The 10,782-nt window shown below is 69.8% G+C and carries 10 protein-coding genes; 3 read left to right on the top strand and 7 right to left on the bottom strand.

Features of this window, described 5'->3' with window-relative positions:
- Window positions 1–112 precede the first annotated feature (112 nt).
- From B8460_RS05665 to B8460_RS22835, 7 genes are read right to left on the bottom strand one after another with little or no spacing between them, the layout of a single operon-like run.
- A complete protein-coding gene (locus tag B8460_RS05665) occupies window positions 113–1,285 on the bottom strand; it encodes a DegT/DnrJ/EryC1/StrS family aminotransferase (protein WP_048860611.1) in 1,173 nt (390 codons plus the stop codon).
- Entirely contained in the window at window positions 1,282–2,277 is a 996-nt protein-coding gene (locus B8460_RS05670; protein WP_048860612.1) for an NAD-dependent epimerase/dehydratase family protein, read from the bottom strand. The genes B8460_RS05665 and B8460_RS05670 overlap by 4 nt, the downstream gene beginning before the upstream one ends.
- Complete coding sequence (locus B8460_RS23580; protein ID WP_277813931.1) at window positions 2,277–2,957, bottom strand: acyltransferase; 681 nt, start codon at window positions 2,955–2,957, stop codon at window positions 2,277–2,279. Before B8460_RS23580 ends, B8460_RS05670 begins: the two co-directional genes overlap by 1 nt.
- 31 nt (window positions 2,958–2,988) lie before the next feature.
- Window positions 2,989–4,119, bottom strand: a complete 1,131-nt coding sequence (locus B8460_RS05680) for a DegT/DnrJ/EryC1/StrS family aminotransferase (protein WP_048860613.1) — start codon at window positions 4,117–4,119, stop codon at window positions 2,989–2,991.
- Window positions 4,116–5,141, bottom strand: a complete 1,026-nt coding sequence (locus B8460_RS05685) for a Gfo/Idh/MocA family protein (protein ID WP_048860614.1) — start codon at window positions 5,139–5,141, stop codon at window positions 4,116–4,118. The genes B8460_RS05680 and B8460_RS05685 overlap by 4 nt, the downstream gene beginning before the upstream one ends.
- Window positions 5,138–5,653: an acyltransferase gene (locus B8460_RS05690; protein ID WP_048860615.1), complete on the bottom strand. Its 516-nt coding sequence runs from the start codon at window positions 5,651–5,653 to the stop codon at window positions 5,138–5,140. Before B8460_RS05690 ends, B8460_RS05685 begins: the two co-directional genes overlap by 4 nt.
- Window positions 5,653–7,050 (bottom strand): exopolysaccharide biosynthesis polyprenyl glycosylphosphotransferase, encoded by a 1,398-nt coding sequence (locus B8460_RS22835; protein ID WP_052945137.1) that lies wholly within the window; start codon window positions 7,048–7,050, stop codon window positions 5,653–5,655. The genes B8460_RS05690 and B8460_RS22835 overlap by 1 nt, the downstream gene beginning before the upstream one ends.
- A 597-nt stretch (window positions 7,051–7,647) precedes the next feature.
- On the opposite strand from B8460_RS22835, the gene B8460_RS05700 reads away from it, so the two are divergent.
- The 3 genes from B8460_RS05700 to B8460_RS05710 are packed head-to-tail and all read left to right on the top strand — an operon-like array spanning window position 7,648 to window position 10,721.
- Window positions 7,648–8,241 carry an XrtA/PEP-CTERM system exopolysaccharide export protein gene (locus B8460_RS05700; protein WP_048860616.1) on the top strand — a complete coding sequence of 198 codons (594 nt, stop codon included), beginning with the start codon at window positions 7,648–7,650 and terminating at the stop codon, window positions 8,239–8,241.
- Between the two features lie 7 nt (window positions 8,242–8,248).
- Entirely contained in the window at window positions 8,249–9,769 is a 1,521-nt protein-coding gene (locus B8460_RS05705) for an XrtA system polysaccharide chain length determinant (protein ID WP_048860617.1), read from the top strand.
- A 10-nt stretch (window positions 9,770–9,779) separates the two neighbouring features.
- Window positions 9,780–10,721, top strand: a complete 942-nt coding sequence (locus B8460_RS05710; protein WP_048860618.1) for a P-loop NTPase family protein — start codon at window positions 9,780–9,782, stop codon at window positions 10,719–10,721.
- Window positions 10,722–10,782 lie beyond the last annotated feature (61 nt).

A 10,782-nucleotide genomic window follows, 5' to 3' on the forward strand; every position in this document is an offset into this window, starting at 1 on the left:
CCGGCCCGCGGTGTCGCAGCGCATCGGTCATGCGCCGCAGCAGGTCCGCGTCGACGCGGCCGTCGGCGTCGTGGTGCAGGATGCCCGCGATGCCGCACATGCCTGCCCCCGTTCAGGTCGCGCTGCGGGTGCGTCGTCCACGCCGGGACAGACGCAACGCGCGCTGCAAGGCATCGACCACGGTCGCCTGCTCGACCTCAGTCATCTGTGGATAAAGCGGCAGCAGCACGCAATGATCGCGCGCCCGCTCGGACTCGCCCAACGGGTATCGGTGCCTCGTGTCCGCATAGGCGGGTTCGAGATGGGTGCACATGATCCCGCGCCGCGTGGCGACGCCGCGGTCGAGCATGACCTGCATCACCGCACGCTGATCGACGCCGTCCGGCAGCCGCACGCAGTAGCTTTGCCAGTTGGAGCGGGCCCAGCCGGGCTCGAACGGCGGCGCCACCTCCGGCATCTTCGCCAGCATTTCGTGGTACCGCTCCGCCAAGCGGCGGCGCCGGGCGATGATGTCGTCAAGCCGCGTCATCTGCTGGTTGCCGATCGCGGCCTGCAGGTCGGTCATCCGATAATTGTAGCCGGTCACCGAATAGGACTCGAACAGCACCTGCCGCGCCTTGTGGCGCACCGTGTCGGACACGTCCATGCCGTGCTGCCGCCACAGGCGAAAGCGCGCGTCCATATGGACATGCCTTGTCGTCAGCATGCCGCCCTCGCCCGTCGTGACGATCTTGCGCGGATGGAACGAGAAGCACGCGACGTCGGCCAGCGGGGCGCCGATCGTCTGCCAGGTCCCGTCGAGGCAGATCTCCGAACCGATCGCGCAGGCCGCGTCCTCGATCACCGGCAGGTCATGCTTCCACGCGACCGGGAGGATGCGCGCGAGGTTGCACGGCATGCCCATCTGATGCACGCACAGAACCGCGCGCGTCGCCGGGCCGATCGCCGCCTCGAGCGCATCGGGCGACATGTTGTAGGTCGCCGGGTCGATATCGACGAAAACCGGTTCGGCGCCGCACTGGCGGATCGCGTTGGCGGTCGCGATGAAGCTGTGGCTGACGGTCACCACCTCGTCATGGCGGGAGACGCCGAGCGCGAGCAGCGCGAGATGCAGCGCCGTCGTGCAGTTCGATACCGCGCAGGCCCGCGCGGCGCCGACCCGTGCCGCAAAAGCCGTCTCGAACGCCAGCACCTCCTTGCCCTGCGACAGCCATCCGGAGCGGACCACCGCCGCGACGGCTTCCTCCTCCTCGACGCCGAGAAGCGGCTTTGCGATGGGTATCACAGCGCGGAGGCAACCGGGAGACGGTTGCGCCGCCACCAGGCGACGAGATCGCCGAGCCCCTCCCGCACCGTGATCGAGGCGGTGAAGCCGATCGCGGCGCGCGCGGCGTCGGTGGCGGCAAGGCGGCGCGGGACCGGATTGACCAACCGCTCCGGCTCGTGAACCGGGTGCAGATCGGGGCGGCCCATGACCTCGGCCAGCAGACCGGCCAGCCGATACAGGCTCGTCTCCTGCCCGGTGCCGACATTCAGCACGACATCCGTCGCCGCGCTCTCGGCGGCGAGCACGTTCGCCCGCGCGATGTCGCAGCCGTGCACCATGTCCATGGTCTGCGATCCGTCGCCGAAGATGATCGGCGGCAGCCCGTTCTCGATGCGCTCCATCCAGCGGATCAGCACCTCGGTATAGCGCCCGTGCATGTCCATGCGTGGGCCGTAGGCGTTGAAATAGCGCAACGCCACGTAATCGAGCCCATGCGTCTCGTTGAAGACCCGCAGGATGCCCTCGCAGAACGTCTTGGCGACGCCGTACAGCGTGCGGTTGCCCCAGGGATGGTGCGATTCCGGTGTCGGGAAGGTCTCTGCCATGCCGTAGATCGACGCGGACGACGCAATCACCACCTTGCCCACCCCCAGCGCGACGCAGCTTTCCAGAAGGTCGTAGGTCGCATCGACCATCACCTCCATCGCCCGACGCGGCTCCACGGCACACTGGGTGATGCGCAGCGCCGCCATGTGCAGCACCAGTTCGGACCCCGCGAGCACCGTGCGCATGAGCCGGTTGTCGCGTATGTCGCCCGTCACCAGCCGCACCGGGCCGCGCGCCATCGCCGCGAGAAGGTTCTCCGGCCGGCCGCGCACCATGTCGTCCACCGCCACGATCTCGCGGCAGCCCCGGTCGATCAGCAGATCGATGGTGTGCGAGCCGATGAACCCGGCGCCGCCGGTCACGACGACCTTTCGGCCGAACAGGGAGGATCGCATGGCGTCCATCACACCGTCTCCATGTCGACACGCCCGGCATGATCGGCCGGCGCCGCCGCGCGCCGGCCGATCACCCGCGCCGGAACGCCCGCGACCGTTGTGTAATCCGGCACGTCGCGCGTCACGACCGCGCCCGCGCCCACGATCGCCCCCCGTCCCACCGTGACGCCCGGCAACAGGATTGCCCCCATCCCGATATCCGCCCAGTCGTGCACACGGACCGGCGCGATTCGCAGATCCGTCGCGATGATCGGCAGGTCGGCGGGCACGCCGACATGTTCGGACCCCAGCACCCGTGCCCCCGGCCCCCACCCCACATGGTCGCCGATGTCGAGGTCGCGCGCGTCGAGGAAGCAGTGCGGCCCGATCCACGTCATCTGTCCGATGCGGCATCGTCCGTCGAACCGGCCCTGGATGATCGTCTGCATGCCGATGGACACGCCGTCGCCGAGGCTCATGGTCTCCGGGTGGCGCAGCCCGACCTGCGTCGCGACTCGTACGCCGTCGCCGCAGGCGCGCAGCATGGCGCGCAGACAGACGCGCCGCATCATCTCGTCCACGACTCCGTCATGGCGGCTGAACCGCTCGAACTGCACCATGATCTCCGCCTGGGTGCAGCGCGTCGCCAGCGTCTGCGCCAGCGCGATCTCGGCGGCCGGATCGGCCTCGATCACGCGCTGTCCATGCACGGCCGGCACGATCCGGCTGGGGGCTCCGTCCCTATGATACGGCGAGGGCATCGTCGATCCGTTCATTTGCGATGATTGTCGAAAGCGCGTCACAGACATGCGCTACCTCGTCCGCGGTCATGCCCGGAAACAGCGGCAGCGACAGCGTCTCGCGCGCCAGCCGCTCCGCCACGGGAAACGCACCCGCCGCGTAGCCGAGATCGGCATAGGCCGGCTGAAGATGCACGGGGATCGGGTAATGGACGCCGGTCTGCACCCCCGCATCGGCCAGCCGCGACCGCACCTCGTCGCGTCGCGGCACGCGCACGGCGAAGACGTGGTGAACATGCGCCCCGTCCTCGTCACGCGGCGGCGTAGTGATGCCGGCCGCCGACAGGTGCGCGTGATACTGCTCGGCCAGAAGCCGGCGCGCGGCGGTCCATCCTTCCAACCGGCGCAACCGGATGGCCAGCACCGCCGCCTGGATCTCGTCCATGCGATAGTTGAAGCCGCGCATCTCGTGCACGTAGCGCTGGCCCTGGCCCCAGTGGCGCAGCGTGCGCACCCGATCCGCATAAAGCGGATTGTCGGTGACCACCGCACCGCCCTCGCCGCAGGCACCGAGGTTCTTGCCAGGATAGAAGCTGAAGCAGCCGATATCGCCCCAGGTACCGGCACGGCGACCGTCGCGCTGCGCGCCGTGCGCCTGCGCCGCGTCCTCGATCACCACCAGCCCGTAGGCGCGCGCCAACGCGCGGATCGGCGCCATGTCCGCAAGCCGGCCGTGCAGATGCACCGGCATGATCGCCCGGGTGCGGTGGGTGATCGCCGCCTCGACCCGCGCCGGGTCCATGGTCCAGGTCGCGGGATCGATATCCACCAGACGCGGCACCGCGCCCGCATATTCGATGGCCCCGATCGTCGCGACGAAGGTCATCGGCACGGTGATGACTTCGTCACCGGGGCCGACGCCGGCCGCCAGCAGCGCGAGATGCAGCGCCGCCGTGCCGGAGCTGACCGCAACCGCGTGTGCGGCGCCGCAATACTCCGCGAAATCCGCCTCGAACGCGGTGTTGTACGGCCCCAGCACATAGGCGCCGCTACGGATGATCCCGCCCACCACCTCGGCAAGCTCGTCTTCGATGTCACGGTTCTGTCGGGCAAGGTCGAGGAAAGGGATCACGACGCGAGCCTCATCGTCGCCAGATCGACCGGATGGCCGCGCAGCCGCATCGAGCGCGTCGCCGCTTCCAGCGTGCGCACGACGCCGAGTCCCAGTTCGCCGCCGGTGATCGGCGCGGTGCCGTTGGCGATGCAGTCGATGAAATGCGCCGCCTCGACCAGCAGCGGCTCCGCCGCCGAGAGGTGCGGCGCCCACATGTCGCCGCTGCGGTAGCCGACCAGCATCTGATACACGTCCTGCGGCTGGTCGCCGAGCAGGACGCCGCGGTCATAGACCTTGACCTTTTCCGACGCCTCCAGCTCGTCATAGACGATCATCTTGCGGCTGCCGCCGATCATCACCCGCCGCACTTTCACCGGGGCCAGCCAGTTGACGTTGAGATGCGCGACCGCCTGATCGAAATGCAGCGTGATCTGCGCCATGTTCTCCGGGCTGCCCTTGACGTGGCTCATCCCGGTCGCGGACACCCCGATCGGCGCGCGGCCGAGCAGGAGCTGGAGGATCGACAGATCGTGTACCGCCAGGTCCCAGATGACATTCACGTCGCGCTGGAACAGCCCAAGATTGATGCGCGTGGAATCGTAGTACCAGAGGTCACCCAGGTCGCCGCTGTCGAGCAGCCGCTGGATCGCCCGCACGGCCGGGGCATAGACAAAGGTGTGGTCGACCATCAGCACGCGGTCGCGCTGCGCGGCTTCCTCGATCAGCATCTCAGCCTGATCCGCGGTCTCCGTCATCGGCTTCTCGACCAGCACGTGCCGGCCCGCCCGCAGCGCCGCATAGGCGATGTCGTAATGCGACCGCACGGGGGTGGCGATCACCACGGCATCGACGCCCGGCGACGCCACCGCCTCGCGCCAGTCGGCGACGAGACGCGCCGCCGGGAACCGCTTGGCCGCCCGCGCCCGTGCATCCGCCGAGGAATCCGCGATCACCGCGACCTGGCAGCCATCCGTCTCGGCGAAACACCGCGCGAGGTTGGGACCCCAGTAGCCGAAGCCGACGATGGCGACGCCGATCATGCCACGGCCTCGCACCCCGAGGTCGCCGCGACCGCATCGGCCGATGGCGTGCGTCCGATGATGCGCGCCGGCACCCCCGCGACGATCGTGTGGTCGGGTACGTCCGCCGTCACCACCGCGCCGGCGCCCACAAGCGCGCCGCGGCCGATCACGAGACCCGCAAGGATCGTCGCGTTCGAGCCGATCGACGCCCCTTGCCGCACGACCGTCCGCACCACCGCCCAGTCGGCGTCGCCCTTGAGGCCGCCATCGGCGTTCGTCGCCCGCGGGTAGGGATCGTTGGTGAACATCACCCCGTGGCCGATGAAGACCTCGTCCTCGATCTCCACGCCTTCGCAGATGAAGCTATGCGACGAAATCTTGCAGCGCCGGCCGATGCGGGCGTTTTTCTGCACCTCGACGAAGGGGCCGATGCGGGTGGCGCTGCCGATCGTGCAGCCGTAGATGTTGACCAGCGCGGGATCGTGCACCACGACGTCGTCGGCCAGCCTCGCGCTTGCGGCGATGCCCATCAGCGTGATCCTTCCTGGAGGAGTACCACCCGCAGCGTCGCCAGCGCGATCTCCAGATCGAGCGCGAGACTCCGGTGCTTCACATAGTACAGGTCATAGGAGAGCTTGATCCGCCCGTCCTCGACCGACGCGCCGTAACGGTAGTTGACCTGCGCCCAGCCGCTGATGCCGGGCTTCACGCGGTGGCGCTCGTTGTAGCCCGGTATCTCGTCGGCCAGCTGGCGCACGAAATAGGGCCGCTCGGGGCGCGGTCCGATGAACGACATCTCCCCGCGCAGCACGTTGATCAGCTGCGGCAGTTCGTCGATGCGCACGCGCCGGATGAAGCCGCCGATCGGGGTGACGCGCGGATCGCGCTGCGTGGCCCAGACCGGACGACCACCCGCCTCCGCGTCCGCGCGCATGCTGCGGAACTTCAGCAGCATGAAGGGGCGGCCGTGCAGGCCGACACGCTCCTGGCGGAACAGTGCCGGACCGGGACTGGTCAGCCGGATCGCCAACGCCGTCACCAGCATGAGCGGCAAAAGCAACACCAGAAGCACGAGACTGCCGACGATGTCGGCCACGCGGCGCACCCGGTCGGCCGTGCGGGTGGCCCGCGTCTCCGTCGCGTCGAAATCGCCGGGCCGGCCCGCGCCCACGTCGATGCGTCGCAACGCCCGTTCGAAGAACGCGTCGCGGCTGAGCACACGCAGGCCGGCGGACCGGTCGTCGTCGCCGGTGCCCGCCCCGGGCCGCAGCGCCGCGGCATCGCTCGCCTCGCCGCCCACGATCACCGCCCAGACGCGCCCGGGGCCCGCTGGTCCGCGTGCCGCTTCCGGCGATGGCAGGCCGGAGACGACGAATTCCTCCGAACAGTGCTGGCGGAGCGATGCGGCGGCGGGCTCGCCGCCCACCACCAGGACGCGCCGGCTGAACAGGCCGAGCGGCACGCCGATGCCGATCACCGCCCGGGTGAGGCACAGGCACAGCAGCCAGACGAGCAGCACGCGCGCGACGAGCGGCAGATACGGCGCGACATCGCCGCCGAGGTCGGGCCCGAGGGCCACGCAGATGGCGACGGTCACCGGCAGCGCGATCGCCGCCGCCGCGACCGCCGTCAGGGCGAGGGCACGCAGATGGCGCAGCACGGACGGGCGATACATCCCGATACCGGCAGAGATGATCCCGAGCGCCACGGCGAGCGCTGCCGCCAGCGTGATGCGCCCCATGTCGGCCGGGTCAAGGGCCAGCGGATCGAGTCTGACCGCATCGAGCGCCGCGCGCGACGCGGTCGGCCACGCGCCGGCCGCCGCCCCGCGCGACGCCTCGGGCAACAGCATCAGAAGACCGACGAAGATGGTCGCCGCCTCGCCGAAGCCGGCATACCATGCGGGCGCCAGGTCGGGTCGGCGCATAAGAAACGAAAACGACCGACGCGAGCGCTCTGCCACAGACGCCACCGGAGCGAGAGGATGTCGCACCGCACCGAGACCGGGAGTTGGATCGCCTATCGGTCCGGAGTTACCGGTCTCGGTGAAATCCAGCGTATCCGGGGATCTCCGCGCAAGAGAGACAGAGGCCTTAAACATATCGAACCTCGTGGGAAGATCTCGTTCCGGGCGGCTTCCGTTTCGAATCTGTACGATGTCGTTAGGAACGTCAACGTACCGTTATCGACTAATTACATCTGCAAGCCCATTGCACACGGGGTCGGAACGGTTTACTCTGCAATCACGCCGACGCCGGTAGTGTCGTCGGATATCGCAGGTGGCGGATGGTGCCGGCGCGGCTACCTGTGCGTGAAGCGCAGACGGGTCCGGAACGGTATGCCGAGGCTCGCGAGCGGATGAGTCGCACGGGGCGTCGGCTGGTCTTGTCCCGATATTGAGGTTCCCATGTCGCCTCGACCCGCATGGACGGCCCGCCTCGTAACAGCCACCGCGACCGGCGGTGCGAGCGCCGCGCCGTCGGCGCGACACACGCATGAACGCGGCTGCGCACTCGCGCTGGCGGTGCTCGGCGCGCTGCTGCCGCTACTGGCGGGCTGTGACGCCAGGACCGGCAGTGACGCGCAGGCGGCCGCACAGCCGCCCGCGCCCGCCTATCAGATAGGACCCGGCGACGTACTGAGCGTCTGGGTGTTCCATGAACCCGACCTTGGCGTCACGGACGTGCCCGTGCGCCCCGACGGGCGGATTTCGGTGCCGCTCATCCCCGACATCCAGGCCGCCGGCAAGAGTCCGACGCAACTCGCCAGCGACATTTCGACCAAGCTTAAGGAGTACGTGCGCGACCCGACCGTTTCGGTCATCGTCCGGACGTTCATCGGACCCTATGACCAGCAGATACGCGTGATCGGCGAGGCGGTACAGCCCGTCGCAATCCCATATCGTGACCGCATGACGCTGCTTGACGTCATGATCGCGACCAAGGGTCTGACCCGGTTCGCCGCCGGCAATCGCGCGGTGATCGTGCGCCGGGGGGCGGACGGCCAGCAGCACAGCATCCCGGCACGGCTCGACGACCTGCTGGATGACGGGGACATCGCCGATAACGTGGCCATGGCGCCGGGCGACACGCTGATCATTCCGCAAAGCTGGTTCTGAGCGGCCGATGCACACCTTCCTTGCCCAGGCCCGCCGTCATGCCGCCGCCGCCTGGCGCTATCGGTGGGCCGGGATCGCGGCGGCGTGGCTGATCTGCGCCGTCGGGTGGGCGGGCGTGCACTTCATGCCCCGCACCTACGAGGCGCGCGCGCAGCTTTATGTGGAGCAGGACGCCGTCCTCGCGCCGCTGCTGCATGGTCTCGCGATCGACAGCAGCTCGCTGCGCGACAACGACGTGCTGCGCCGCACCCTGCTCAGCCGCCCCAACCTCGAACAGGTCATCGCGCAGACCGACCTGCGTCTGCAGGCCGAGGACCCGGACGAGCACGAGCGGCTGATCAAGCGCCTTGCCGACGACATACGGGTAGTGCCGGAGGCCGGCGACCTGTTCACCATCGTCTATCGCAACCGCGACCGGCAGCTGGCTTATGAGGTCGTGCAGCATCTGGTGTCGCTGTTCGTGGCGAGCGTGGTCGCCAATTCGCGCGAGGAAATGGCCAAGGCGATGCGGTTCGTCGAACAGGAGATCGCTTCGTACGAAAGCCAGTTGCGCGAGGCGGAGAAGCGGCGGGCGGAGTTCCGGGCGCGCTATGTCGACGTCTTCACGGCCGATGGCGGCTCGCGGCTGGAGGCCGCACGGACGTCCGTGCGCGCCCTGCGCGGCACGCTCGCAGATGCCATCGTCAACCGCGACACGCTGACGCTGGAGCTGGCGACCACGCCGCAGACTTACACGGATACCGAAAGCGGCGGCGGCGGCGGGGGAGGCGGCGGCCGGCTGATGGAGGCCGAACGCAACCTTGCCGCGCTGCGCCTGCGGCTGACCGACCAGCATCCGGACGTGATCGCCGCGCGCAACCTCGTCGCCGCGCTGCAATCCGGCCGCATGCCGCAGGCAGGGGGGCGCGGCGGCGCGGGCGTGATCACCCGCAGCCGTACCACGCCCAACCCCGTCTACGCGCAACTCAAAGTGCGGCTGGTCGAGCTGGAGAGCACCATCACGTCGTTGCAACGGCAGCTCGGCGATGCCGTGCGCGAGCAGGCGCGGCTGGAGACAGTCGCCCGCGACAATCCGCGACTGGAAGCGGAATACCAGAACATGGACCGCGACTACACGGTCCTGCGCCACAACTACGAGGAGCTTCTGGTACGGCGCGAGGCCATGCGCATCGCAACCGCCGCCGACACCCACGCCTCCACGACCAAGCTGCAGGTGGTCGATCCGCCGCGCATCCCGCGCCTGCCGAACGGCCCGCGTCCCGTGACGCTGATCGCCGGCGTGCTGCTGGCCGGGCTGATCGGGGGCGCGGGCGTCGCCGCTGGTCTGGGGGTCGTCCACGACGCCTATTACACGCTCGACGAGTTGCAGCATGCGGGCGTGCCGGTGCTGGGTGGAATCAGCGCCGCCGAGCGTCCCTTCTCCGTCCAGCGCGTCGCCAGCCTGCTCGCCGTCAGCGTGATGCTGCTGTTGCTGGTGTCGGTCTGCGCGGGACTGCTGACGCAGTCCTGGGTGTTCGGACCGGTCTGAGAGGCGCGCCATGACCACGCACCCGCCGAGAGAGCACCTGTTCGAGACGGCGGCCCGGCGATGGAGCGCGCCGTCCGCCGTGGATGCCATCGCCTCGCTGATCGGCGAGATGGGCAGCCCGCCGCCGACGGATGCGCCTCGGGCACCCGCACCGCAACCGGCCGCAGCCGTCCCACCCGTGGCCGAACGGCACGCGGCGGACGGCACCGCGGATGCGACGCAGCCCGCGGAGTCCGGGGGGGGCGGCAGCGCGCAGGTCCGTCCCGTCGTTCCCGCCGCGTCGCTGTGGCGTCTCGCGCGCCGTCACGGCGCGACCGGCCGACGCAACCGTGAGGACGAGGAAATCCGGCTGATCGCGCAGCAGGTGCAACGCGCGATGGACCTGCCCTGCGACGCACCCGCGCGCAACGCGGTGATGATCAGCAGCGCGCGGCCGGGCGAGGGGCGCACCCATGTCGCGCTGAACCTTGCGCTCGCGTTGGCGGAGACGACGGCGGGCGGGGTGGTGCTCGCCGACCTCGATCCCGGCCAGCACGCGCTCACCCGGCAGCTGGCAGCGCACGCGGGAGACGCGGCCGATGACGCCGCGTCGCTGTTGCCGACCGGCGTTCCGGGTCTGTCGATCCTGCCGGCGCGCATGGGCGGCGGGGGCGCGACGGCGGACGGGACGGGAGTCGCCCGTCGGATCGGCGCGGCGGAGCGGGTCATCCGGCTCGCCGGCGCGTGGCCGCGGCGGCTGATTGTCCTCGACGCGCCGCCCTGCCTGTCCGACAGCGATGTCAGCGGGCTCGCGGCCGTGGTGGGCCATGCGCTGCTCGTCGTCGGCGCCGGGACGACGCCGCGCAACGCCGTCGAGGCGAGCCTGGATCTGCTTCATCCCTGCGCAAACCTCGCGCTGGTGCTCAATAACGTGAGGGTGCGGACCGGCTTTCGCTTCGGCGACTACCGTTAAGCGATGCGCCGCGCGCGATCGGCCCCGATCCCACGGAGCCCCGCCCGGCGAGGCTGCGCGG

The organism is Acidisphaera rubrifaciens HS-AP3, assembly GCF_000964365.1.
In the GTDB taxonomy this organism is placed as follows: Bacteria; Pseudomonadota; Alphaproteobacteria; order Acetobacterales; family Acetobacteraceae; genus Acidisphaera; species Acidisphaera rubrifaciens.

Excerpts from the sequence above, each read along its gene's own strand:
- B8460_RS05670 (WP_048860612.1), bottom strand. The coding sequence starts at position 2,277 with ATGGACGCCATGCGATCCTCCCTGTTCGGCCGAAAGGTCGTCGTGACC.
- B8460_RS05685 (WP_048860614.1), bottom strand. The coding sequence starts at position 5,141 with ATGATCGGCGTCGCCATCGTCGGCTTCGGCTACTGGGGTCCCAACCTC.
- B8460_RS22835 (WP_052945137.1), bottom strand. The coding sequence starts at position 7,050 with ATGCGCCGACCCGACCTGGCGCCCGCATGGTATGCCGGCTTCGGCGAG.
- B8460_RS05710 (WP_048860618.1), top strand. The coding sequence starts at position 9,780 with ATGACCACGCACCCGCCGAGAGAGCACCTGTTCGAGACGGCGGCCCGG.
- B8460_RS05705 (WP_048860617.1), top strand. The coding sequence starts at position 8,249 with ATGCACACCTTCCTTGCCCAGGCCCGCCGTCATGCCGCCGCCGCCTGG.
- B8460_RS05690 (WP_048860615.1), bottom strand. The coding sequence starts at position 5,653 with ATGGGCATCGCCGCAAGCGCGAGGCTGGCCGACGACGTCGTGGTGCAC.